Genomic DNA, 23,036 nt, shown 5'->3' with positions numbered 1-23,036 from the left:
GGCGTGTCTCCGTTGATCGTTCAGATCGATTTGAACAGCGGACTCTTCGCCAGCGCATCGGCGCCGTCCGCGCTGGTGAGGAACTTCTCGGTATAGATGTCGCGCTCGAAAAGCTGGCCCTGCATGAGCGTGCGGATCGCGGCCTCGATCATCACGGGCGGTCCGCACAGATACGCCTTGTGGCCGCGAAACACGCCGTCGAAATGCGCCTTTGCAGCGTCATGAACGTAGCCGCGAAAGCCTGTCCATGTCGAGTCCGACGCTTCATCGGAAAGCGCGGGCACATAGGTGAAGTTCGCGTGCTGTGCTTCGAGTTGCTGGAAGAGTTCGTGGTAGTACAGCTCCGCGCGATTGCGCGCGCCATGAACGAGCGTGATCCGTCGCGCGTCGTTTGCTTCGAGCATGTCGATCAGCATCGACTTCGGACTCGACAGGCCCGACCCGCCCGCGATGAGTATCACCGGCTGCGGATCAGACTTGCGCACGAAGAAACGTCCGTACGGGCCGCTGAAGCGGATCTCGTCGCCCGATTTGATCTGTTCGTGCAGATAGCCGGTGCCCTTGCCGCCGGGCACGCGCCGCACATTGAGTTCGATCACCGTGCGCGAGGCGGGCTTGTCCGCTAGCGAGAATGCGCGCGGCATGGCTTCGCCGGGAATATGCACGTTCACGTACTGTCCCGCCTGAAACTCTATGCCGTCTCCGGCGAGTTCGACGAAGATGCCCTTGATCGTCGGCGTGAGATCCACCATGTCTTTCACGCGTCCCGTGTAGTCGCGCACGGGGAAATGGCGCGCGTCCTCGTCCTCGTCGATATCGGCTTCGATCGTCAGATCGGATTGCGCCGTTGCGCAGCACGCGAGGCACTTGCGCTCGTCGCGCTCGAAGTCCATCAGCGCGAACGGCGACGCCGCTCCGTGCTCGATCTCGCCGTCCACGACCTGCACCTTGCAGGTCGCGCACAGGCCGTGACAGCACGCATGCGGCAGCCAGACGCCCGCGCGCATGCACGCATCGAGGATGGTCTGGTCGTCCTCGATCTCGATGGTCTGCCCGATGGGCTCGATGGTCAATTGATAGCTCATCGCATCCTCTCCTTCATCGTCTTCTAGCTGCACGATCCGCCGATGCCTTTCAGCCCCGGCGTGCGGAAGCGGATCACCGCCTTGTGGCCGAGTCCGTTCTCGCCGATCGATCTGTCGAAGTCGGGCGTGAACGGGACGCCCGATCTGAACCACTCGGCCGCTCTGAGGTCGACGCTTTGCCAATCGGGATGCGAGGAATACATGGCCGGAAGCATGTCGTCGATGAGCGCTCCGAACGGGGTCGACGCTTCGACAGGAATGCAATGCGGTGCGCAGAACATCAGATGATCTTCCCAGCCGACGAAGAGCAACTGCTTGCCGTGAAAGTTCTCGATACGGTCCCGGATCTCGCCGGTATAGCCTTCCTTCAATGCGATGACTGACATGATTCGTCTCCTGTGTTCCGTGCTTATGCGGCCTTCTGGGCTTCGGGTGCTTCCTCGCCGCCGTGACTCGGCTTGCCGGTCCAGCGCAGCCAGTTCGCGCGATCGAGCGAGTCCTCGAACTCGTGACCGTCTTCGCCTGGGTGGATGTGGTAGTAGCGCAGCACTTCGCGCATCGGATCGAAGTCGGGCGCGCCCGGATCGGCATCTTCGGGGAAGCAGTTGCCCTGATAGATCTGCTGCACCGGCATCCACGCCTGCACGTATTTTTCGGGCTCGTTGTCGAAGATGTCCTTGCAGCCGTCGGAGCAGAAGTGGAACTTGTTGCCGAGGTAATCGCTCTCGCGATAGCAGATTTTCGTCGGGTCGTCGGGCTCGGTGAAGGCCATCGGAATCTGGCAGGTCTGGCACAGCATCGGCAGCGTGTTGTTGTAGAAGCGCCGGCCTGCCTTCTGCTCGTCGCGCCAGTGTTCGAGGCGCGGACGATAGAGCGTGTCGAACGTGCGCGGATATTTTTCGGCGAGCCACTGCATCTCGTCGTCGGACGGAATCCACGTGTGCAGCGCGGCCGCGTGCGTGTAGTTGTAGAAGATGCCCCACGCTTCATGCGAAATGCGGTCCTTCTCCTTCATCGCCACTTCGTGATACTTCGGCATGCGGATGCCGTACCGTTCGAGATCGTGGAAGAGCGCGCCGCCGTTCTTCTCGAAGTAGGTTTCCCACGCCTCCTGCCACGACATGATCCGCTTGGGCAGCATGTAATCCATCATCATCGCGACGAGCGTGAGCAGGCGATAGCCGCGCCAGAACCATTTGTCGATCCACTTCTGGATGATCGGCACGTTGCCCGGATCTTGCTCCAGGAGAAACTTCACGACTTCGAGGCCGAGCGTCATGTGGCGCGATTCGTCGGACTGCGCGGAGAAGCCGAACGTGACCGTCGCCATGTCGCCGTTGAATGCCGCGCCCGACATGAACGGCATGAAAAGCAGGTTGGTCAGCACATATTCGAACGAGAACGAGATGGCCGTCACGAATTCGAACGGCCCGGCGCTCATCGCGTCCTCGAAATACGACTTCGGCACCGACAGGTACCACACGCGGTCGTGCATGTGCTTGAAGTCGTGAAAGCCGTTGAAATACTTGTTGTAGTGGCTGATCGTGTGCACCTGCGTCTGCGCGTGACGCAGCTCGTCGATTGCCTGCATCTGGCAGGCGATGCGTGCGCCCGCGCCGCGGAAGTTTCGCCCCGCGAGCGCGAAGCCGCGATGCGCCGCGTATTCGAGCGGGCTCACGCCGGTCAGAAAGAGCTTGAGCGCGTTGATGTAGCGCGGGTCCGTGACGTTGAACTGGCCGTTGTTCTGCTGGAACGCGTCGATGATCGCGTAGAGCTTGCGCTCCTTTTCGCCCTGATACTTCCAGTAGGCGTCCATCGTGAGACGGAACGGGTCTTCCCACTTGTCCCAGTCGTGCACCTTGATGCCTTCGAAGCGGTCATAGGGAAAGACCTCGTCCATCGGCTGATAGGTGGTTTCCCAGCCGAGGCCGCGCGTGAGCATCGCGTAGTTTTCCTTGATGCTCAGCTTCTTCGGCGCAGTTTGTTGTGTGCTCATTGCCTTGTCTCCTTTGTGTCGCCGCTCAGGCTTTCCATTCGAGGATGAATTCGTCGTCGGTCTCGTCGATGTTGCCGCTGAGCGAGATCAGGTTCAGTTGAAGCTCGCGCAGGTCGAAGTCGCGGCCGATGATCGCCTCGATCGATTCGCGCCGGATGACGAGCCTGCCGACGGCATCGATCTTGACCATCGCCGGGAACGCGTTGACGACCGCATGCGGGTTATCCGCTTCGATGGCCTCGATGATCGGCCGCGAATCGTCGTTCGTCTGGAACGCAATGAACACGGAATCAGCCATGGCTCACCTCCACGCCCTGTTTGGCCACGCGCGCATCGAAGGTCTGCGCGACTGCTTCGAGCGCGTGATGCGCGTCGTCGCCGAGAGCGGCCGTTGCAAGCGGCTTCAGTGCTTCGAGAACCGCGCCGCGCCACTTCGTCACCCACTGCGCGAGCAAGGCCGCGTTGGCCGGCGACTCGGCCGCCGCGGTCTTGACGGTGGCATCGACCCAGCGGCTGGTTTCGTCGAACCATGTGCTCGCGAACTCGTTGAGCATGCCGAGGCCTGGCCCATGCAGGCGCGAGATGCGCTCGTCGATATGCCGGTACACGAGCGGATAGAGCAGGCCATCGAGCACGAGGTTCTGTGCGACGAATGTCTCGAACCAGTCCCGCACGACCATGATGTCTTCGACGACGCGGCGTAGCCCTTGCCACGCCGGATCGTTCATCCAGCGCGCCTTGCCTTCGACGAGCGACGTGCCCTGATTGCCGTCGAGCGCGAGCCCGATGCGCGACAAGTACTGCGCGATGCCGAGCCGGTCCATGCAATGAAACATCGTCGCCTGCGTGATGGCCGTGCCCCAGCCGTAGCCCGTCACGAAGCAGTTATTGGTGTTGGCTGCCCATTCGACGTGACGCAGCGGCACCATGATCGATGCGATGTGCGCCTTCGCATCGTCGGAGAGATCGGCGAGCAGGCGGCGCTTGGCGACGAACTCGAGATTCTTCTCCATCGTGTCCTGCTGCTTCGCGCGGGCGGTCGTGTAGGCGCCGTAGTAGTACTGACGCGGGTCCTTGAACGCGTACCAGTCCTTCATCGCGATTGCCGTGCGGCCCTTGTCGTATAGCTCGAACTCTGGCTGCCACAGCGGACGATAGTGAAAATTGACCTCGGGCTGAAGGTCGAAAGTCGCCTCCTGGTAGCGCGATGCGGGTTTGTCCGCGCCCAGGCGCCGCGCGACGTGCGAGAAGGTCTGCCGCACCTGCTCGACCGCCGAAGTCTTGATGTCGATCTGCATTCGTCACTCCTTTGGTATGGGGATCATTCAGAGAGGCCGGGCTGACCGAAGCGCCACTTGGACTCTTCGAAATCGAGCAGCTCGCCTTCGTCGCGCGTGAGATAGATCACGCGATTGGCGCGGCAGAACGACTGGTAATCGCGCAGGGGCATCACGAGTTCGACGCTCAGCGCCGGATCGCCGATCGAGAAATCGAATTCGACGAAGCCGTCGTCCCGCTGCTCCCTGAAGCGCACGTAGCGCCGGGTGATGTCGAACGCGCGCGGAGGCCGCGCATACGCGGGCATTTGCATCGCTGTCTCCTTGGGTTTGGTATTCATCGCCGGCTTTTCCGATGCACGAAATGATCGGGAACCGGCGTGCGCACCCTATAAGGCAACACGCATGCCAATCGATCCTCGCGGGCGCGATGATCGCCGTGCCGCGCCCCGGCGAAAGCCTTGTGCGGCGGGGAGAAGACGACATCGGTCGATGAGCGCCCGCGTGCAGCGGCACGCCGCAGCGCGTTCGATCGACGTGATGAAATGCTCGAAACGCGCGTGATTCGCCGCATCGCGCATAGATCAAATCGGTATCAGGGAACCCACTAGTAGCGGGAGTGGGCCGGCTTGCGGCCGGGAGGCGGGGCATCGCGCGGCGCGAGCACATCGCCTGTCGGGGCGACAGGACGAAATCGGCATTCTCGGCATGACCGCGCAGGGCAAGCTGCTGCGCGCGTTGCAGGAAGGCGAGATCGAGCGCGTGGGCGGCAACGGAAGTGGCGCGTGAATGTGCGCGTGCTCCCCTCAACTTTCCGATCTTTCTGCCGTATACGAGTCATGTCAGATCGTCTTTGGCTGGGAAAAGCTCAACGAGCGCATGCGTGTCGACCTCATCACCCTTTACCTGTTAGCAATCGGAACGCTCCTCGCCAGCAGCGGCCTGACGCTCTGGGAGCGCCGGTCATATTCGCGGCGCAGGCGCGAGCTCGGCGTGCTCGCAGCAGGTTACGCCACGCTCGCGCTCGGCTGCGCCGCCGCCGCGATTCGACATAGCGTGCCCGGCCTTCCCGGCGTCGTGGGCTCCGCGCTGGCGAATCTCATCATCGTCGGCGGGTATCTGCTGAACCTGCAGGGCGTCGCGCTCCTTAACGGACGCCGGTACGGCCGGATCTCCGTCGGCATTGTGTCGATGCTCGCACTCGCCTGGGCCATCGCGGGCGAGCGCGGCGAAGCGGTCATGTGGGCGTACCTCAGCGCCATCCCCATCTCCGTGGTGTGCGGTCTGACCGCGCGCGAGCTCCTCGGCCTGCGCGATTCGAAATGGAGGCAGTCGTGCAACATCGCCGTGGCCGTCACGGGCGGTCACGCGCTTTTCTACGCGTTCAGGGTCACCATTCTGCCGTGGCTGGCGGCATCGTTCGGACCGCATTTGCTGGCGATCATCGGTCAGGTGACGATGTACGAAGGGGTGCTCTATTCCGTCGTCCTGCCGATGACGCTCCTGCGCCTCGCGCGCGACGAAGCCCACGCCGATCTGCGACGCGAATCGCAGACCGATTACCTCACCGGTTTGGGCAACCGCCGATGGTTCTTCGAAGAAGGCGCACGCGTCATCCGCGAAGGCAACGCCTTTCCGCCCGTGTCCTGTCTCGCGCTCGACCTCGACCACTTCAAGGCGATCAATGACCGCTTCGGGCACGAAGCCGGCGATGAAGTCCTGAAGTCGTTCGCCAGGCTTCTGCGCAGCGTGCTCGGACGCGATGCGATCCTGGCGCGTATCGGTGGTGAAGAGTTTGCAGCGCTGTTGCCGGGGCACGAAAGCGCCCGCGCGAAAGACCTGGCCGAAGCCGTCGTTCGCCGATTCGCGCAGACGGTCACGCGCACGGCGGGCGGCGTGGAGATCGAGGCGACGGTGAGCATCGGCATGGCGCGCTTCGGAACCGAGGAAGACACGCTGGCAAAAGTGCTCGCCGCCGCGGATCGCGCGCTCTATGGCGCAAAATCGCGCGGTGGCAACCGGCTCGAAATCGCGCGAGCCGCAACGACCCGCGCGAATCTCGACGATGCTCCGGAGCGCCGCCTGACGGCCCTCTGAAGCTCGGTCCACCATCTGCGTGCGCCGTATCGGCAGGTCGACGATTTCCTGCGCGCAAGGCACGATGTCGTTCAGGACGATGCGACGCTCTCGAAGACATCTTCGCGAGTTCGGACGATCGACAGTGTGTCCAGTTCGCAACCTTCCCCGAGTCGGAGACCTCTGGTTCTGAACAGGATGGATACTGGGCCAGGCTCAGCCCGGCGACGGACGCAGTCCCTTGTGAGCGCAATGTCGGGGCGTATCAGTCCAAGGTAGATCCGTACGGAAGCCGTCGCGCGGTGCGCTAACGATGTTTCGTGGCTGCCCCGCGACAAACGCGGCGATATTGTCCATCAGTTGATCTGCGAGTGCCTGAATGGCCTCTCGAAGCCGCCGCATTCGCTCACCCGTGTATGTGTACCATTTCGAGCAAACGTCGCCGTATAACCCGGTCGCGACGCATGCCACGGATGTGCCTTATGTCTTCGGCAATCTGCCGGCCATCAACGGCGTGAGTCCCGGCAGTCAGGACATCGCGGTGTCCGGCACGATTCAGTCTTACTGGACGAATTTCGCGCGCACCGGCGATCCGAACGGCGCCGGCCTCGCGCTGTGGCCGCGCTACGCCGGCGCCGGAAGTCAGACCATGCGTATCGGCGCCGTGGTGGCCGCGGGACCGGAAGAGGGCACGGCGCGCTATCGGTTCCTCGACAGGTTCAGGGTGACTGGGCTGATCGCGGTCAGGGCGCCCTGAACGGCCACCACCGGACATTCGCTGGATACGCGAGATCGGCGACGATCGTCGGCGAGGAGGTGCTGCCGAACGCTATTGCCGCGTGAGCATCAAATCCAGATTCTGAACCGCAGCGCCGGACGCGCCCTTGCCAAGATTGTCGAAAACAGCGGACAGAAGGACTTGACCGTTTTCCTCGTTATGAAAAACGTTGAGGTGCATGTCGTTCGTACCGTTCAACGCCTCTGGATCCAGATACTTCAAGGCGCCCGATTGGCTTTGCGGCATGACTCGTACGCGAGCCGATTCAGCATAGTGTCGTGCGAGGCAAGCATGTAAGGTGTCGCCGTCCACATTGGGTGCGAGCAATCGCAACTCCAGCGGGACCGTCACCACGATGCCCTGACGAAACGCACCTATCGCAGGGACGAAGATGGGCCGCTGAGCGAGTTGAGCGTACGTCTGGATTTCCGGCGTGTGCTTGTGCGCGAGTGGCAATCCATAGACTTGGAATGAAGGCGCGCTGGCGGCTTCCGGCCCCTCATATTCTTCCACGCCGGCGCGCCCGCGTCCGGAGTAGCCGGACACCGCATGAATGCTGATTGGATAGCCGCCTGGTATGAGTCCAGCCTGCGAAAGCGGACGCAGCAAGCCAATTGCCCCCGTGGGATAACAGCCAGGGTTTGTCAAGCGACGGGCGCTCGCGATGTGCTCAGGTTGTTCCGGCGTCATTTCTGGAAAGCCGTACGTCCAGCCGGGCTGTACGCGGTGGGCCGAACTTGCGTCGATTACTCTGACCGCAGGATTAACGATGGCTTCCACAGCCTCGCGTGCGGCGACGTCAGGCAGACAGAGAACGGCGATGTCGCAGGCGTTGATCGCTTCCGCGCGACGTCGCGCATCTTTGCGGTCCGCGGCAGCGAGCGTGAACAGCGTGATGTCGGTCCGCTCGCGCAGACGTTCATGGATTTGCAATCCGGTGGTGCCTTGGTCGCCATCGATGAAAACAATGGGAGCGCTCATAAGCGGGATACTCCGGGTGGTCGTAATCGGGAAAGATCGAACCCTAATGATCTTTCAACGACTAAAATAGGAAAAGCTGGTTTTCCAAATCTGAACATTCAGCTTTTCTGAATCACGACGCCGATATGCGAGAGATCAGCCTCGACCGCTTGCGCACTCTGATTGCGATCACCGAGCGTGGCTCATTTGCCGATGCAGCGCGCGCGCTGAATCTGGCGCCTCCGACCGTCAGCCTTCATATCGCCGAACTCGAAGAGCGCATCGGGGCACCGCTCCTTTCGCGGAAGCGCGGACAGGTAAGGCCGTCGGCGATAGGAGAGGTGCTGGTGGAGCGCGCGCGTCGACTGCTTGCTGATGCGGAGCAAGCGCTCGATGATATTCAACGTCAAGTGCAGGGGCTTGAAGGGCGCGCGCGGATCGGCGCTTCGACTGGCGCAATCGCTCACTTGCTGCCGCAGGCGCTTGACGTGTTGCGCCAGCACCATCCCGCTATCGACGTCCAGGTGTCCGTGCTCACTTCGTCTGAAACATTGTCCAGGCTGGCGGACGGAAGGCTGGACGTCGGGCTGGTCGCACTGCCTCAGCCGCCCATAGCCGGACTCGTGATAACGCCTTGGAGGCGCGACCCAATGATGGCCTTTGTGCCGGCGCATTGGCGTTGCCCGGCGCGCGTTACACCCGAATGGCTCGCTGCCCGGCCACTCATTCTCAATGACACGCGCACGCGCCTTTCCCGTCTGACTGTGGAGTGGTTCGCGAGCGCGGGGCTTCATCCCGCGCCTCGCATTCAGCTGAACTACAACGACGCGATCAAGAGCCTTGTAGCGGCAGGCTATGGCGCCGCGCTGCTACCTCATGAGGCGACTGCGCCACCACCCGACGAGCGCATTGTCATGCGACCGCTGCGCCCGGCGTTGTGGCGTCAGCTTGGCATCGCACATCGTGCGGGGCACGTCGAGCGCTCCACGCAACACGTGCTTGAAGTGTTGCGGGAGCTACGATTGGCGTAGGTGTTTCCAGATTTGTCTCGCACGTGTCTGAACGTCTGGTTTCCGAGCGACTTGGCGTTGCCTTGACTTCTGTGCAAAGCCGCCTGATGAGCATCGGTGGCTAAACGTCCGCAAAGGCCGACGCGCCGGCGTTCGCCGTCAGGCAGGACTCGTTCATCGAGGCTCGGTCGCGAGCGCCGTCTCGGGTATGGGTGCGTCGAACGATTCATGCGCGAGGCGTGAATTCATCGACTCGCGCCTGTCAGCCCGCAGCGCATTCCGTGCTTCATCGCCGGGAAGGCATTGGGGCTGCCGAAATCGTACAGATCTGTACGCAAGGGCACGGTCCGTCTGCTCCGCGCGTGATATCAGGCAAGCACGAACCTGCGCGGAGGAGGGCGTCACGTGTCTGCGAAGACATCAAGACTTCTTGCTTCGATGCTCCTGTCGGTCGCCGGCGTGGTCTGTGTCGCGCAGGAGTCGCCGTCTGCCGATGACGTTTCGCAGCCCGAACACGCGTCCACAACGGCCACGCTCGAACAGCAAGCCCAACTCGCCTTGCCGGATTCCGCCGACGCGCACCGCCGCTGCGTCGTGCTGCATAAACGCGGTGTCGCGCAGGCGCGTCTCGGGCGCTACGAGCAGAGCATCGCCGATCTGAAACAGGCGTTCAGTCTGACCACGCCCGGCGATGATCTGGGTCTCGGCGGTGTCGGCACTGGAAAGCAGCGGCGCCGTCAGTTTTCGGAGTCGCCGGCGCCTGCCGCATCCGATCCGCCATCCGATTTCGACGATACCGGCGACTGGTGTCATCGATGGCGCGTCGAGACGGACCTCGCCGGCGCGCAGGAACAATACGGCGATCTGCTCGCGGCCATCGACACGGCTCAGGCGGCAGCAGCGGAATGGCGGCCGCTCAATGTGCGGCGCTACGCGAACACGCAGATGTGGCTGATGCGCCTGTACATCACGCTCGGCATGATCGATGACGGCGTTCAGGCCTTCGACCGCGCCAACGACGCCCTGCCCGAGATCCGACGGCAGCGCAACTGGGCGCGCCTGCATCTCATGGTGGAGGGCGAATATGACGCCATCGCCGCGTATATGCAGGAAGTGCGCGGCAATTTCGCCGCCTCGGAAAAGCTGCGGCGTTCGAGTCTGTCGTTGGCGGAGCAGTATCGCGCGCAAGCGGTCAATTCGAAGGACAGGCGAGCCGCTGAAAGCGCCGTGATCAATCGCATTGTCGCGTTATCGAAATCGCTTCAGCAGCAGGGCGAGTGGGGCGAGGCCGATTACTACGCCATCGATGCGCTGCGCAAGACCTTGTCGACATACGCCTTCGCGACGGCCGACACCAGCCGCGTGCTCGACAACCTCGCGACGATCGAAATGAACCGAGGCGAGCTTGCCGAAGCCGCGCGCTATGAACAACTCGCGTTGGCCGCGCTGACGAAATCGGATATCGCGCCTTACGCGCCCGCGTTCAGCAACCGCCGCGGCACGCTCGGGCTGATCCTCAACATGCAGGGCCGCTGGGACGAATCGCTGGCCGTGTTCAGGGCACGCGCGGACGGGCTGAAAAGCAATCCGATGCAGCTCGAATATCGTGGGGTGAGCCATATCGAATGGGCAATGGCGCTGCTGCAGACGGGCAAGGCGACCCGGGCGGCCGGCATGCTTCGCGGCATCCTCGATGCCCAGGCGCGCCGTCCGTTCGTGCCGCCGCTGGAAGTCGCGCAGACGCAAGCCTATCTCGGCATCGCGCTGGCGCGGCTCGGCGACGACGGCAACGCGCTTCGGCTTTTTCAGCAGGCGGTTCCGGTGTTGCTTCAGCAACTCGGCGGCCGCACGGGCAGCGCCGATCGCGGCGCGGTTCAGCTCTACCGGCTGCGGCTCGTCCTCGATGCGTACCTCGAGTTGCTCGGACGCATGAACCAGGGCGATCCGAACGGGCCGAACGGCTCCACCGAGGCGTTCGGAGTCGCGGATATCGCGCGGGATTCATCGGTGCGGCAGGCCGTAGCGTTCAGCGCGGCGCGCGCGCAACTTCCGGATGCCGAACTCGCGGAACTCGCGCGGCGCGAACAGGACGACGCCAATCGCATTCGCGTGCTGACGAGGCTTCTCGATGGCGCGTTGAATCACCAGCAGCGCTCGGATCAGCCGATCGCTTCGCTGCGTCAGCAACTGCTCGCGCTGTCGAACGAGCAGACGGCGCTGCGTCAGGAAATCGCGCGCCGGTATCCCGGTTACGCGTCGCTGCTGGATCCGCGAACCGCGACGCCGGGCGATGTCCAGCGCGCGCTGAAACCCGGCGAGGCGCTGATTTCGATCTATTGCGGCGAGCGTCACACCTACGTCTGGACCATCACGCCAACCGATGTCCGCTGGCGCGTGCTGCCGATTTCCCGCGACGAGATCGCGAACGAGGTCGCGCGTCTTCGCGAGACGCTCGATCTTGCCGATGGCAAGCTCAAGCGCTACGACGTTGCGGCGGCGCACGATCTGTACGCGCGTCTTCTCGCACCCGATGCGATGCTCTGGCGCGATGCCCGAACGCTCGTCGTCGTGCCGCACAGCGCGCTCGGCGCGCTGCCGTTCTCGGTGCTGCTGACGGCGTCCGTCCCGCCCGACGCCCCGCCCGACGGCAATGGTTACGCCGCGATGCCGTGGCTCGTCAGGCGCGTCGCCGTCGTGCAGGAATCGTCGACGAGCAGCTTCGTCGCGCAACGCGCGATGCGTGCCGCGACCGACGAGCGCGCGCCATTCGTCGGCTTCGGCGATCCGCTTTTCTCGACGGCTGCGAACAAGGGCGCGGAGCGCGCGCCAAACGTACGGCAGTTGCGGATATCAGCGACCGACGATGGCGTCGGGCCGGTCGTCGCGCAGGCGCTGCAATCGGACGAACCGGTGAAACGCGCGGATCAGGACGCGCCGCCGACTCTCGAACAATCGTTCGCGCTTTTGCCCGCATTACCCGATACCGCCGACGAACTGACGGACATCGCCCGCACGCTCGGCGCGAATCGGGAGGCGGATGTCTTCCTCGGCGCGCGGGCGAGCAAGGCCAACGTGAAGCGCATCGACCTTTCGCGTTATCGCGTCGTCGCCTTCGCAACGCATGGATTGAAGGCCGGCGAGCTGGCCGGTCTCGATCAGCCCGCGCTCGCCATGGCCAATCCCGCGTTGACGCATGAACCCGGCGACGACGGTTTCCTGAAGCTCGAAGACGTCTTCGCGCTGCGTCTGAACGCCGACTGGGTCGTGCTCTCGGCGTGCAACACAGCGAGCCCCGACGGCAGCAGCAACGAAGCGGTGTCCGGTCTCGGGCGAGGTTTTTTCTACGCGGGCGCGCGCAGCGTGCTTGTATCGAACTGGGCGGTCGAGTCGAATTCCGCACGCATGCTCACGACTACGCTGTTTCGCGAACAGGCGGCCAATCCGCAACTGATGCGCGCCGAAGCGCTGCGCCGCTCGATGCTGCATCTCATGGACGAGCACGCGTCGGAATACGGGCATCCGGCCTTCTGGGCGCCTTTCACGCTCGTCGGAAGCGGCGGATGACGATATCACTCGCCTGGTCGTACGATCGTCACGCGCCGATTTTCCGGTGCGGCCGGTTCGTCCGCTTTCGCGAGCTCCTGCGAACCTTTGCCGATTGCGACGAGGCGATCCGGCGCGATGCCGTTCGCGCGTGACAGATACCGCGTGACCGAAGCGGCGCGACACACGTTCCAGTTTCGGTCCCGCTCGGTCAGCATCGCCTTGATCGGAGCCGGTGGACGATTCCAGCGGTTCCTGACACTTTCTGCAGACGGCGCAGCGCCTTCCATGAGCCTGCACCGAGATGGCGGGTGCTTGGTCGGCACTAACCCTCCCCGCGAGTGCTGGTTGTCCCCTCGGAAGGGGGCGTTCTGGTTGGATGGGGCTGAACGGCTGTTCAGGGTCGGAAGCGGTCGCCGGTCGAATCGACCGTCGGCAATAAGCCTGGCTGCTTGTCTATCGGTTCCGGGCGGATAAAAATGCTAGAACCTCCCCGCGCGATAGGGCCTTGGATCGGTGAAGCCCGCTTCCCCGTTCATCAGTTCGCCGACAAGCCTGCCCGTCACCGGACCGAGCGTGAGCCCGTGATGCGCGTGCCCGAACGCGAACCAAAGCCCAGGGTGGCGATCCGCCGGCCCGATCACCGGCCGCATGTCCGGCGTGCAGGGCCGGAGCCCGAGCCACGGCGACTCGTCGATCCGCGCCCCGAGGCCGAACACCGGTCGTGCGATCCGCTCCGCGCGTTCGAGTTGCATGGGGCTCGGCGGCCGGCCAGGGCAGGCGAGCTCGACGCCGGTCGTCAGGCGCAGGCCGCGCCGCATCGGCGCCACCACATAGCCGCTCTCGATATCGACCACGGGTCTCGATAGCGCGGCACGTCCATCGCTTTCGTAATGCATGTGATACCCGCGCTTGGCCATGAGCGGAACGCGGTATCCGAACCGGCGCGCGAGGTCGCCGGACCATACGCCGAGCGCCACCACTGCCGCCTGCGCCTCGACCGGCCCGCTCGCCGTCATCACGCGCCAGCCGCTGCCCGACGGTTCGAGCGTCGCGGCGTCGCCGCTCAGGAAGCGTCCGCCCTCGCGCTCGAAAAGCGCTGCATAGCCCTTCGTCAGGGCGCCCGGATCGATCACGCTGCGCGGGTCGGTCCAGTGGATCGCTCCTGCGTATCCGCCAACGAGCGACGCCTCCAGCCGATGCAGCGCGTCTGCATCGAGCACCTTCATGCCGAGCCGGTGCTCGCGCGCGATTCGTTCGGCGGCGCGCGCCTCGCGCTCGAACTGCTCGCGCGAGCGATAGGCTTCGAGCCAGCCCGTGGGCCGCACGAGATCGGCGAGACCTGCCCGCGAGATCAGCGCCTCGTGCTCGGCCACGCTTCTCTGGATGAGCGGCAGCATGTCGCGCGCGGCCGCGGCGAGACGCGCCGGCGCCGACTCCCACCAGAACCGCGCGAGCCACGGCGCATACGCGGGCAGCGAGCGCATGTCGTAGCGCAGCGCGGTCGAGCGGTTCGTCGCGAACCTGAGCACGGTGCCCCAGTCGCGCGGAAACGCATAAGGCACGACCGACGACGCCTCGATCAGCCCCGCATTGCCGAAGCTCGTCGCCTCGCCGGGCGCGCGGCGATCGACGAGCGTCACCTGCCATCCGCGTTGCCGCAGATGCAGCGCAACGCTCACTCCCACGATGCCCGCGCCGAGCACGATCACGTCCTGAGCCATGTTCCGATGCCTGATGAAGTGCCGATTGGAGTGCCTATTTCGCAATGATGTCGCGTTTGAAGTACTTTTGCGACAGAGCGCTCAGTGTGCCGTCTTTCTTCAATGAATCGAGCGCGGCGACCACCTTTTCCTTCAGCGCCGCATCGCCCTTGCGCAGGCCGATGCCGGTGCCTTCGCCGAGCGTGGAAGGATCGGTGAGCGCGCCGCCCGCGAAATCGAAGCCCTTGCCCTCGGGCTTCGCGAGGAAACCGTCGATCGCGGTCTGCACTTCCTGCACGGCGCCGTCGAGACGCCCGGCCGACAGGTCCGCGAAGATCTGGTCCTGGCTCTGATACGTCACGACCTGCACACCCTCGCTCGCCCAGTGCTTGCGCACGTAATCCTCCTGGGTCGAGCCCTGCAGCACGCCCACCGATTTACCCTTCAGGCTTGCGGGCGTCGGCTGCAGGGTCGAATCGCGCCTGGCGACCATCTGGATCGGCATGACATAAACGGGCGGTGTGAAGTCGATCACCTGCCTGCGTTTGCCGGTGATGTTCATCGCCGAATTGATCGCGTCGAACTTGCGCGCCTGCAGCGCCGGTATCAGCCCGTCGAAGCTGTTCTCCACCCACACGCATTTCATCTTGATGCGCTGGCACACGGCGTTGCCGATGTCGATGTCGAAGCCCTCGAGCTGGCCCGCCGGCGTCTTGCTCTCGAACGGCGGATACGATGCCTCGACGCCGAATCGCAAGGTCTGCGACTCCGCGTGCGCCAGGCCAATTGTGAACGCGAGGCTCGCCGCGCCCGCGAAGCAGATCATCTTCCAGTTCATTGTCGTCACCAAGAGTCGTTTGTGAACCCGCACCGTCCGTCTTGCGCCAGGCGCGCGGAGATCACCGCGCGCTCACTCGAAATATAGACCAAAAATAAAATAAAAGTCTAGAATAGACAAAAATGTCCACAGCGAAGCGGCACATAGCCGTCACGTAACGGCGACGAACCGGAGGCTTTCGAATGATTTCCTTGTCCGAACAAGTGCGGGAGGGCGCATGCACTGCGCAGGCGCCCTTCATCGTTCACGAAGAAGAGGTGCGGCAGGCGCTGCCCTCGCTCGATATCCGCGGCGCGCTCGAAGACATGTTCGCCGCGCTCGGTGGCAGCGATGCCGTGCAGCCGCCGCAGACGCTCACGCTTTTTCCGCGCGATGCGGGCGACTTCATCACCTACCTGGGCGTGCTCGCGAGGCACGAAGTGTTCGGCGCGAAGCTCTCGCCCTATATCGCGCAGCCTGGCGCGCCGATCGTCACCGCGTGGACCGCGCTCATGTCGATGCGAACCGGCGCGCCGCTCATGTGGTGCGATTCCGCGCTCCTCACCACCGAGCGCACGGCGGGCACGACGGCGCTTGCCGTCGATCGGCTCGCGCGCGCATCGAGCGAGCGGCTCGCGATCATCGGTTCGGGGAGCGTCGCGCTCGCGCATCTGCGGCATGTCGCGCCGTTGCGCGAATGGTCGGAGATCCGCATTCATTCGCCGCGCCTCGCGAGCGACGGCGAGCGCGCGGGCGCGATAGAGGCGCTTGACGCACGCGTGCGCATCGCCGCCTCGGTTGCCGAGTGCGTGCGCGACGCGGATGTCGTGATGCTGTGCACGTCCTCGGGCACGCCGGTGCTCGCGCTCGATGCGCTCACGAAGCCCGCGCTCATTACCTCCGTCAGCACGAACGTCGCGCGCGCGCACGAGATCGACCCGGCCGCACTGAGCTCGCTCGAGGTCTACTGCGACTACCGGCAGACGACGCCCGCGAGCGCCGGCGAAATGGTGATCGCGCGCGAACGTCACGGCTGGTCTCCCGATGCCATTCGCGGCGACCTTGCGGAGCTCGCGCGCGGCGCGTGTCCCGCGCCCTCGCATGAGCGGGCGGTGTTCTTCCGCTCGATCGGCCTCGGTCTCGAGGACATGGCGGTCGCGCACGCGCTATATGTTCATCTCGCGAAGCAGCGCGCGGCGGCCTAGCGGTATCATCGCCTTTCGCGGTTCCGAACTCATGCCTATTTCCATGCCACGACGCAAGACGCCGAAGCCCGATGACGCCGCGCGTGACGCGCTGCTCGCGCGCTACGCGCACATCGCGGACAGCATCACGACGCTCTTCTTCCCCTATGCGGAAGTGGTGATCCACGATCTCTCCGACCAGACCATCGCGTATCTGTCGAACAATCTCTCCAAGCGCGAGATCGGCGATGACTCGGCGCTGGAGGATATCGAGGAGACGGCGCGCGAGCGCCTCGTCGGACCGTACGAGAAGCTCAACTGGGACGGGCGCCGCATGCGCTGCGTGAGCACGGCGCTCTTCGACGACGCGGGGAATGCCGCGGGCGTGATGTGCATCAACTTCAACATCGCGGCGTTTGAGGAGATGCGCTCGACGCTCGATCTCTTCCTGCGCGGCGCGGGCGTCGTCGCGCAACCCGTCGAGCTTTTCAAGGACGACTGGCAGGAGCGCATCAACACCTTCCTGCATCGCTGGCTGCGCGAGCGGCAAATCGCGCTCAACTCGCTCACGCGCGACCACCGGCGCGAGCTCGTGGAGGCGCTGCACGCGCAGGGCGCATTCAAAGGCAAGAGCTCGGCGAACTATGTCGCCAAGGTGCTCGGCATGGGACGCGCGACAGTCTACAAGCATCTGCGCGAGATGAAGGACGGTGCTTGAGCGGCCGGTGCGCCGGACCGTGCGCCTTAGACTTGGCGCAACGAGCCTATGCCCGACGACATTACGCAGCGCAATGCTGGAATGGAAACGAACACCCCGGTTTGAGCGCGTTCGGCGCATGGTCATTCGCGCGACCGTTCGACTCCGGTTCAAGACATTCAAATCGTCGAGTATCGAACGTCTGACAAGGGGCGGCGTACATGGCCGATTACGCCGGATTCCAGTCGGCAGTTGCAGGCATTAGGTGTTCACTTGTTCCCGTCGTCGGGGTGACTTCTAATCCGGGAGCCACCAACGGGTCTCGGCGAAAGCGCATCAATGGCCGCTGTGGATTCGCTTACACCGATGGATGGAGATGAGTTGCTGGTTCTTGCTTCAATGCTGCGGCAATTTCTATCGCCGCTTTTTGCAGCTCGGGCACATAGCGGCGCGTAGCATCGGCGAGGCGCACCGCACGCGACAGGAAGACGACATTGAGGCTCGCGAGCACGCGCTCGTCGGCGCAAATCGCGACCGCCACCGCTCCGATCTTCGCCTGCGCGGTCCAGTCTCCGTGATTCGATCCGAAACCATCCTCGCGCACGCGCCGGATCAGCTTGCGCACGAGCGCATCGTTCTTCGCGAGTGCCTGCTGCTCTTCGCCGCCCGCGCCGGAGCGTAGTAATTCGAGAATGTCTTCGCGCTCCTCGTCGGGGCACATCGCGAAGTAGGCGCGGCCCGCCGCCGTCAGCAGGATCGGCAAGCGCCGCCCGACCATCGCGCGATGAAACGACAACTGGCTGAAGCGATGTGTCGTCTCGCGGATGATCATCGCGTCGCCGTCGGGCGTGGTGAGATCGGATGGCCACGCGACGCGCTGCAGGAGCTGCCCCATGATCGGCGGCGCGACGGTCGCGATGCGCTCGGTATCGGTGAAGCCTTCGCTCAGCGAGCGCACGGCGAGCGTCAGGCGAAAACTGTCGTCTGACGTGCTCCGGCGAACGAACCCTTCCTCCATCAACGTTTCGAGCAAACGGCGCGCGGTCGTGCGATGCAGGCCGGTCAGATCGGCGATCTGCTGGCTGGTCGCCCGTCCGCCTTCCATCGCGTTCAGCGCTTGCAACACCTGAAGGCCGCGCGCCAGTCCGCGCACATTCGTATAGGTCGTCACGCTCAAAAAACTCTTTGAATTCAGCAATGTGCATTCTATGCACATTTCGGAGATTTTGTTGAGGGCGTTCTGCGCCGGCCATAGACTGCACTCACAAATTGAACGAACGAGAGTCGCAAGGATTCAGCGCCGTTCGTTCAGCACATCGGACAAGCCCATTCAGGAGACAAGCATGCGCCCCGCCTTTGCACCGGCGGCCGGCAACGGCCGCGCTCATCCTCACGAAACGACTCATCGTCCGATCGATGCCGACGTCGCCATTATCGGCGCGGGCCCGGTCGGGTTGATGATCGCGAATATCCTCGGCCTGCAAGGCGTGCGCGTTGTCGTGATCGAAAAGCTCGCACAGATCATCGACTATCCGCGCGCCATCGGACTCGACGATGAAGCATTGCGCGTCTTCCAGTCGGTCGGTCTGGTCGACGAACTGCTCCCGCACACGACGCCCAATCACTGGATGCGTTTCACGCTGAACGGCAAGTGCTTCGCGTCGATCGAGCCGCGCACCGACGAGTTCGGCTGGCCGCGCCGCAATGCCTTCATCCAGCCGCTCGCCGATCAGATTCTTTATCGCGGTCTCGCGCGTTTCGAGCATGTGCACACGCTGCTCGGTCACGGCGTCGACAGCTTCGCGCAGGACGATCAAGGCGTGACGATCGAAACCACCGACGCACAAGGCGCCAAGGCGACGATCCGTGCCGCGTACATGGTCGGCGCGGATGGCGGCAACAGCTTCGTGCGCCGCACGCTCGACGTGCCGTTCGAAGGCCGCACGAAGCCGAATCAATGGATCGTGATCGACGTGCGCAACGATCCCATCGGCTCGCCGCATGTCTATCTGCATTGCGACGCGCAGCGTCCCTATGTGTCGGCGGCGCTGCCGCACGGCATCCGGCGTTTCGAATTCATGGTGATGCCCGGCGAGACGGAACAAGCGCTCTCGAAGCCGGAGAACATGGCGAAGTTGATGCGCGGCGTCGTCGCCGATCCGGACAAGGTCGATTACATTCGTCAGCGCGTCTATACGCACAATGCGCGGCTCGCGAGCACGTTCCGCGTGAAGCGCATCCTGCTCGCGGGAGACGCCGCGCACATCATGCCCGTGTGGCAGGGGCAGGGCTATAACAGCGGCATTCGCGACGCGAGCAATCTCGGCTGGAAGCTCGCGATGGTCGTGAAAGGCACGGCGCGGGACGCGCTGCTCGATACCTATACGATGGAACGGCGTGCCCACGCGCGCTCGATGATTCACCTTTCCGAAGTCGCCGGCGATATCTTCGCGCCGACGAGCTTCATCGGGTCGAAAGTGCGCGACGCCTTCGTGCGCAGCTTCAACGTGCTGCCCTCCATGAAGCGCTATTTCGTCGAGATGCGCTTCAAGCCGATGCCGCGCTATGAAGAGGGCGTCGTGCTCATGACGCGGCGCGAACGTCGCGACGGCCTGCTGGCCCACATGATCGCCAAGCGCGGACACGGCGCGTTCGGACGCCTCGTCGGCCTCATGAGCGAGAAGCGCGAATCGCTGATCGGACGCGTGGTGCATGGCCGCGATGCGCAGGCGGGCACGCCCGTGGGCCGCATGTTCATCCAGCCGCGCGTGCGTCTCGCAGATGGCGGCATCGTCCGGCTCGACGACGCGATCGGCAACCGCTTCGCTATCGTCGGCTGGGGCGCGGACCCGACTTTCGGACTGACGCCCGAGGCGCGCCGCATCTGGACTTCGCTCGGTGGATGCTTCGTGATCGTGAAGCCCGACCCGCAACTCGCGTTTCACGATGACGTGCCCGAAGACGTGATCGCGATCGGCGATGTCGATTCACGACTGCGCGAGTGGTTCGCGCGCGTGCCGGAATCGGTCGTGCTGTTGCGGCCGGACCGCTTCGTCGCCGGCATGTGCTCGCCGCAAAGCGTGTCGGATTGCGTTGCGCAGCTCGGGCACAAGCTGGCGCTTGCCATGACACCGGACGCAGCCGCGACGAACGACGAGACGTTCGTGCACGCCGCCGACATGGTGGGAGCCTGACATGCCGATCCATCTCGAATGCATGTCGCACACGCCCTTGCACGGCTATTTCGATCCCGCGCCGGAAGTCGTCGCGGAAGTGGAGCGGATTCAGCGCGCGGCGCGCGAGCGGGTCGAGGCGTTCGATCCGGAGCTGGTGATCGTATTCGCGCCGGATCACTACAACGGCTTCTTCTACGACGTGATGCCGCAGTTCTGCATCGGCGTGAGCGCGACGGCCATCGGCGATTTCAACAGCGCGGCGGGTCCGTTACCGGTCGCGCAGGATGTGGCGCTCGCGCTTGCCGATGCCGCGCTCGCGAGCGATATGGATGTCGCCGTGTCGTATCGCATGCAGGTGGATCACGGCTGCGCACAGGCGCTCGACGTGCTCACGGGCGGCATCGGCCGCTATCCGGTGGTGCCCGTCTTCATCAATTCGGTCGCGCCGCCGATGGCCTCATGCCGCCGCGCCCGATTGCTCGGCGATGCGATCGGCCGTGCCGTCGCGCGCACGAACAGGCGGGTGTTGCTGATCGGCTCGGGCGGCATATCGCACGAGCCGCCGGTGCCGGAGATCGCGGGCGCGGACGCTGTCGTCGCGGAGCGGCTGATCGCGGGGCGCAACCCATCGCCGGAATCGCGCGATGCACGGCAGTCGCGCACGATCGCGGCGGCGCAAGCGTTCGCGGCGGGCGACAGCCGCCTGCATCCGCTCAACCCCGCGTGGGACCGCGCGTTTCTCGAACTGCTCGAACGCGGCGAACTCACCGCCGTGGATGGCCTCACGAACGACGCGATCACGCGCGACGCGGGCAAGTCCGCGCACGAGATCCGCACGTGGGTCGCGGCATTCGGCGCGCTCGCGGCGAGCGGCCCTTACGCGGCATCGATCGATTACTACCGCGCGATTCCCGAATGGATCGCGGGCTTCGGCGCGATGCACGCGCACGAACGGACTCTTTCCAGGAGATAGCACCATGCCGAATGACGACAACATTCAGTCGATGGCCGCGCGCCTGCGTGAAGCGCAGTCCACGCGTCAGACCATCGCGCCGCTGCGCGAGTCGTGTCCCGAAGGCGACGCCGCGCTCGCCTATGCGATCCAGCAGATCAACAACGACCTGCGCGCCGCGAACGGCGAGCGCGTCGTCGGCAGGAAGATCGGCCTGACGTCGCCCGCCGTGCAGAAGCAGCTCGGCGTCGATCAGCCGGACTTCGGCGCGCTGTTCGCGTCGATGGCATACGGCGACAGCCAGCCGATGCCGCTCGCCTCACTGATCCAGCCGAAGGTCGAGGCGGAGATCGCGCTCGTGCTCGAACGCGACCTGACCGCTGAAAAGCACACCTTCGCGGATCTGATCGGCGCGACGGCGTATGCGGTGGCCGCGATCGAAGTCGTCGACAGCCGCATCCGCGACTGGGACATCCGCTTTTTCGACACCGTCGCGGACAACGCGTCGAGCGCGCTGTTCGTGCTCGGCAGCCGGCCGGTGCCGTTGCGCGATATCGACCTGACTGCTTGCGCGATGACGCTCACGCAAGGCGGCGAAGTCCTGTCGCGCGGCAATGGCGCGGCGTGCCTCGGCAATCCGCTCAACGCGGCCGCGTGGCTCGCGGACCGCATGGCCCGGCTCGGCACGCCGCTGCGCGCGGGCGACATCGTGCTGACGGGCGCGCTCGGCCCGATGGTCGCGGTGAAAGCGGCCGGCACCTATACCGCGCACATCGAAGGGCTCGGCAGCGTGTGCGCCAGTTTCAGCGAATGACAGACGGAGACATCCACATGGCAACAGACAACCCCAAATGCAAGGCCGCGATCATCGGATCCGGCAACATCGGCACGGACCTGATGATCAAGATCATGCGCCGCAGCCGGCATCTCGAAGTCGCGGCGATGGTCGGCATCGATGCCGCATCGGATGGACTCGCGCGCGCCGCGAAGCTCGGCGTGGCGACGACGCATGAAGGCGTGGAAGGGCTTGCGCGCCTGCCCGTGTTCGACGAGATCGATTTCGTGTTCGATGCGACGTCCGCCGGCGCGCACGTGAAGAACGACGCGTTCCTGCGCACGCTCAAGCCCGGCATTCGCGTGATCGATCTGACGCCCGCCGCGATCGGCCCGTACTGCGTGCCGGTGGTGAACCTCGACGCGCATCTCGATGCGCCGAACGTGAACATGGTCACGTGCGGCGGACAGGCGACGATCCCGATGGTCGCGGCCGTGTCACGCGTTGCGAAGGTGCATTACGCGGAGATCGTCGCGTCGATCAGCAGCAAGTCGGCGGGACCGGGCACGCGCGCCAACATCGACGAGTTTACGGAAACGACGTCGAAGGCGATCGAGGCGGTCGGCGGCGCAGCGAAAGGCAAGGCGATCATCGTGCTCAATCCGGCCGAACCGCCGCTCATGATGCGCGACACGGTCTATGTGCTGTCCGAAGCGGCGGACCGCGCGCAGATCGAAGCATCGGTCGAACGGATGGCGGCGGCGGTGCAGGCCTACGTGCCCGGCTATCGGCTGAAGCAGTCCGTGCAGTTCGACGACATTGCCGCCGATGAGCCGCTGCACATTCCCGGCCTCGGCCGTATCAGCGGGCTCAAGACCTCGATCTTCGTCGAAGTGGAAGGCGCGGCGCATTACCTGCCGGCCTACGCGGGCAATCTCGACATCATGACTTCCGCCGCGCTGGCGACGGCCGAGCGCATGGCCGCATCGCTCGTGAACGCGTGAAAC

Annotated in this window: 22 protein-coding genes; 11 read left to right on the top strand and 11 right to left on the bottom strand. The window is 64.5% G+C overall.

From position 1 onward, the window contains the following. Positions 1-20 precede the first annotated feature (20 nt). From U4Y90_RS13685 to U4Y90_RS13660, 6 genes are read right to left on the bottom strand one after another with little or no spacing between them, the layout of a single operon-like run. Entirely contained in the window at positions 21-1,085 is a 1,065-nt protein-coding gene (locus tag U4Y90_RS13685; protein ID WP_321795109.1) for a phenol 2-monooxygenase domain-containing protein, read from the bottom strand. A 23-nt stretch (positions 1,086-1,108) separates the two neighbouring features. Next, entirely contained in the window at positions 1,109-1,471 is a 363-nt protein-coding gene (locus U4Y90_RS13680; protein ID WP_321795108.1) for a phenol hydroxylase subunit P4, read from the bottom strand. A 23-nt stretch (positions 1,472-1,494) separates the two neighbouring features. Continuing rightward, positions 1,495-3,081 (bottom strand): aromatic/alkene/methane monooxygenase hydroxylase/oxygenase subunit alpha, encoded by a 1,587-nt coding sequence (locus U4Y90_RS13675; RefSeq protein ID WP_321795107.1) that lies wholly within the window; start codon positions 3,079-3,081, stop codon positions 1,495-1,497. A 25-nt stretch (positions 3,082-3,106) separates the two neighbouring features. Next, positions 3,107-3,379 (bottom strand): MmoB/DmpM family protein, encoded by a 273-nt coding sequence (locus U4Y90_RS13670; protein ID WP_321795105.1) that lies wholly within the window; start codon positions 3,377-3,379, stop codon positions 3,107-3,109. Continuing rightward, positions 3,372-4,379, bottom strand: coding sequence for an aromatic/alkene monooxygenase hydroxylase subunit beta (locus U4Y90_RS13665; protein ID WP_321795104.1), 1,008 nt, complete (start codon positions 4,377-4,379; stop codon positions 3,372-3,374). The genes U4Y90_RS13670 and U4Y90_RS13665 overlap by 8 nt, the downstream gene beginning before the upstream one ends. Positions 4,380-4,402: 23 nt before the next feature. Continuing rightward, on the bottom strand, positions 4,403-4,699 hold the full coding sequence (locus U4Y90_RS13660; RefSeq protein ID WP_321795103.1) for a phenol hydroxylase subunit: 297 nt from the start codon (positions 4,697-4,699) through the stop codon (positions 4,403-4,405). Positions 4,700-5,066: 367 nt separating this feature from the next. Here U4Y90_RS13660 and U4Y90_RS36130 point away from each other — a divergent pair, with 367 nt between their 5' ends. The 3 genes from U4Y90_RS36130 to U4Y90_RS13645 all read left to right on the top strand — a co-directional run bounded on the left by U4Y90_RS36130 (position 5,067) and on the right by U4Y90_RS13645 (position 7,191). Beyond that, on the top strand, positions 5,067-5,147 hold the full coding sequence (locus U4Y90_RS36130; protein WP_415749342.1) for a hypothetical protein: 81 nt from the start codon (positions 5,067-5,069) through the stop codon (positions 5,145-5,147). Between the two features lie 90 nt (positions 5,148-5,237). Then, the gene (locus U4Y90_RS13650; protein ID WP_321795102.1) at positions 5,238-6,455 is read left to right on the top strand and encodes a GGDEF domain-containing protein; all 1,218 of its coding nucleotides are present in this window, start codon (positions 5,238-5,240) and stop codon (positions 6,453-6,455) included. Positions 6,456-6,813: 358 nt separating this feature from the next. Further along, entirely contained in the window at positions 6,814-7,191 is a 378-nt protein-coding gene (locus U4Y90_RS13645; RefSeq protein WP_321795100.1) for a carboxylesterase family protein, read from the top strand. A 72-nt stretch (positions 7,192-7,263) separates the two neighbouring features. Here U4Y90_RS13645 and argC read toward each other — a convergent pair whose 3' ends face one another. After that, positions 7,264-8,193 carry an N-acetyl-gamma-glutamyl-phosphate reductase gene (argC, locus tag U4Y90_RS13640; RefSeq protein ID WP_321795099.1) on the bottom strand — a complete coding sequence of 310 codons (930 nt, stop codon included), beginning with the start codon at positions 8,191-8,193 and terminating at the stop codon, positions 7,264-7,266. Between the two features lie 125 nt (positions 8,194-8,318). Here argC and U4Y90_RS13635 point away from each other — a divergent pair, with 125 nt between their 5' ends. Further along, the gene (locus U4Y90_RS13635) at positions 8,319-9,203 is read left to right on the top strand and encodes a LysR family transcriptional regulator (RefSeq protein WP_321795097.1); all 885 of its coding nucleotides are present in this window, start codon (positions 8,319-8,321) and stop codon (positions 9,201-9,203) included. A 384-nt stretch (positions 9,204-9,587) separates the two neighbouring features. Further along, positions 9,588-12,746 carry a CHAT domain-containing protein gene (locus U4Y90_RS13630; RefSeq protein WP_321795096.1) on the top strand — a complete coding sequence of 1,053 codons (3,159 nt, stop codon included), beginning with the start codon at positions 9,588-9,590 and terminating at the stop codon, positions 12,744-12,746. A 5-nt stretch (positions 12,747-12,751) separates the two neighbouring features. Here the strand turns inward: U4Y90_RS13630 and U4Y90_RS13625 are convergent, their stop codons facing one another. The 3 genes from U4Y90_RS13625 to U4Y90_RS13615 form a co-directional block, all read right to left on the bottom strand. Then, positions 12,752-13,015 (bottom strand): hypothetical protein, encoded by a 264-nt coding sequence (locus U4Y90_RS13625; RefSeq protein WP_321795094.1) that lies wholly within the window; start codon positions 13,013-13,015, stop codon positions 12,752-12,754. Between the two features lie 192 nt (positions 13,016-13,207). Next, on the bottom strand, positions 13,208-14,449 hold the full coding sequence (locus U4Y90_RS13620) for an FAD-dependent oxidoreductase (protein WP_321795092.1): 1,242 nt from the start codon (positions 14,447-14,449) through the stop codon (positions 13,208-13,210). A 34-nt stretch (positions 14,450-14,483) separates the two neighbouring features. Then, complete coding sequence (locus U4Y90_RS13615; protein ID WP_321795090.1) at positions 14,484-15,266, bottom strand: ABC transporter substrate-binding protein; 783 nt, start codon at positions 15,264-15,266, stop codon at positions 14,484-14,486. Between the two features lie 182 nt (positions 15,267-15,448). Here U4Y90_RS13615 and U4Y90_RS13610 point away from each other — a divergent pair, with 182 nt between their 5' ends. Together U4Y90_RS13610 and U4Y90_RS13605 are read left to right on the top strand one after the other, a co-directional pair. Next, a complete protein-coding gene (locus U4Y90_RS13610; protein ID WP_321795088.1) occupies positions 15,449-16,450 on the top strand; it encodes an ornithine cyclodeaminase family protein in 1,002 nt (333 codons plus the stop codon). Between the two features lie 31 nt (positions 16,451-16,481). Further along, a complete protein-coding gene (locus U4Y90_RS13605; protein WP_321795087.1) occupies positions 16,482-17,147 on the top strand; it encodes a transcriptional regulator in 666 nt (221 codons plus the stop codon). 337 nt (positions 17,148-17,484) lie between these two features. Here U4Y90_RS13605 and U4Y90_RS13600 read toward each other — a convergent pair whose 3' ends face one another. Further along, positions 17,485-18,297 (bottom strand): DNA-binding transcriptional regulator, encoded by an 813-nt coding sequence (locus U4Y90_RS13600; protein ID WP_321795086.1) that lies wholly within the window; start codon positions 18,295-18,297, stop codon positions 17,485-17,487. Positions 18,298-18,469: 172 nt separating this feature from the next. Here U4Y90_RS13600 and U4Y90_RS13595 point away from each other — a divergent pair, with 172 nt between their 5' ends. From U4Y90_RS13595 to U4Y90_RS13580, 4 genes are read left to right on the top strand one after another with little or no spacing between them, the layout of a single operon-like run. After that, entirely contained in the window at positions 18,470-20,320 is a 1,851-nt protein-coding gene (locus U4Y90_RS13595; protein ID WP_321795084.1) for a bifunctional 3-(3-hydroxy-phenyl)propionate/3-hydroxycinnamic acid hydroxylase, read from the top strand. 1 nt (position 20,321) lies between these two features. Beyond that, complete coding sequence (locus tag U4Y90_RS13590) at positions 20,322-21,275, top strand: 3-carboxyethylcatechol 2,3-dioxygenase (protein WP_321795082.1); 954 nt, start codon at positions 20,322-20,324, stop codon at positions 21,273-21,275. 4 nt (positions 21,276-21,279) lie between these two features. Next, positions 21,280-22,068, top strand: a complete 789-nt coding sequence (gene mhpD, locus U4Y90_RS13585) for a 2-keto-4-pentenoate hydratase (RefSeq protein WP_321795080.1) — start codon at positions 21,280-21,282, stop codon at positions 22,066-22,068. Between the two features lie 17 nt (positions 22,069-22,085). Next, positions 22,086-23,033: an acetaldehyde dehydrogenase (acetylating) gene (locus U4Y90_RS13580; protein ID WP_321795078.1), complete on the top strand. Its 948-nt coding sequence runs from the start codon at positions 22,086-22,088 to the stop codon at positions 23,031-23,033. Positions 23,034-23,036: the final 3 nt, after the last annotated feature.

Source organism: Caballeronia sp. J97 (genome assembly GCF_905220305.1).
Lineage (GTDB): Bacteria > Pseudomonadota > Gammaproteobacteria > Burkholderiales > Burkholderiaceae > Caballeronia.
This window is presented reverse-complemented; position numbering and strand designations above follow the sequence as displayed.

Bases quoted from the DNA above. Each gene is read 5' to 3' on its own strand.
- U4Y90_RS13685 (WP_321795109.1), bottom strand. From the start codon at position 1,085: ATGAGCTATCAATTGACCATCGAGCCCATCGGGCAGACCATCGAGATC.
- U4Y90_RS13680 (WP_321795108.1), bottom strand. From the start codon at position 1,471: ATGTCAGTCATCGCATTGAAGGAAGGCTATACCGGCGAGATCCGGGAC.
- U4Y90_RS13675 (WP_321795107.1), bottom strand. From the start codon at position 3,081: ATGAGCACACAACAAACTGCGCCGAAGAAGCTGAGCATCAAGGAAAAC.
- U4Y90_RS13670 (WP_321795105.1), bottom strand. From the start codon at position 3,379: ATGGCTGATTCCGTGTTCATTGCGTTCCAGACGAACGACGATTCGCGG.
- U4Y90_RS13665 (WP_321795104.1), bottom strand. From the start codon at position 4,379: ATGCAGATCGACATCAAGACTTCGGCGGTCGAGCAGGTGCGGCAGACC.
- U4Y90_RS13660 (WP_321795103.1), bottom strand. From the start codon at position 4,699: ATGAATACCAAACCCAAGGAGACAGCGATGCAAATGCCCGCGTATGCG.
- U4Y90_RS36130 (WP_415749342.1), top strand. From the start codon at position 5,067: ATGACCGCGCAGGGCAAGCTGCTGCGCGCGTTGCAGGAAGGCGAGATC.
- U4Y90_RS13650 (WP_321795102.1), top strand. From the start codon at position 5,238: ATGCGTGTCGACCTCATCACCCTTTACCTGTTAGCAATCGGAACGCTC.
- U4Y90_RS13645 (WP_321795100.1), top strand. From the start codon at position 6,814: ATGGCCTCTCGAAGCCGCCGCATTCGCTCACCCGTGTATGTGTACCAT.
- argC (WP_321795099.1), bottom strand. From the start codon at position 8,193: ATGAGCGCTCCCATTGTTTTCATCGATGGCGACCAAGGCACCACCGGA.
- U4Y90_RS13635 (WP_321795097.1), top strand. From the start codon at position 8,319: ATGCGAGAGATCAGCCTCGACCGCTTGCGCACTCTGATTGCGATCACC.
- U4Y90_RS13625 (WP_321795094.1), bottom strand. From the start codon at position 13,015: ATGGAAGGCGCTGCGCCGTCTGCAGAAAGTGTCAGGAACCGCTGGAAT.
- U4Y90_RS13620 (WP_321795092.1), bottom strand. From the start codon at position 14,449: ATGGCTCAGGACGTGATCGTGCTCGGCGCGGGCATCGTGGGAGTGAGC.
- U4Y90_RS13615 (WP_321795090.1), bottom strand. From the start codon at position 15,266: ATGAACTGGAAGATGATCTGCTTCGCGGGCGCGGCGAGCCTCGCGTTC.
- U4Y90_RS13610 (WP_321795088.1), top strand. From the start codon at position 15,449: ATGATTTCCTTGTCCGAACAAGTGCGGGAGGGCGCATGCACTGCGCAG.
- U4Y90_RS13605 (WP_321795087.1), top strand. From the start codon at position 16,482: ATGCCTATTTCCATGCCACGACGCAAGACGCCGAAGCCCGATGACGCC.
- U4Y90_RS13595 (WP_321795084.1), top strand. From the start codon at position 18,470: ATGCGCCCCGCCTTTGCACCGGCGGCCGGCAACGGCCGCGCTCATCCT.
- U4Y90_RS13590 (WP_321795082.1), top strand. From the start codon at position 20,322: ATGCCGATCCATCTCGAATGCATGTCGCACACGCCCTTGCACGGCTAT.
- mhpD (WP_321795080.1), top strand. From the start codon at position 21,280: ATGCCGAATGACGACAACATTCAGTCGATGGCCGCGCGCCTGCGTGAA.
- U4Y90_RS13580 (WP_321795078.1), top strand. From the start codon at position 22,086: ATGGCAACAGACAACCCCAAATGCAAGGCCGCGATCATCGGATCCGGC.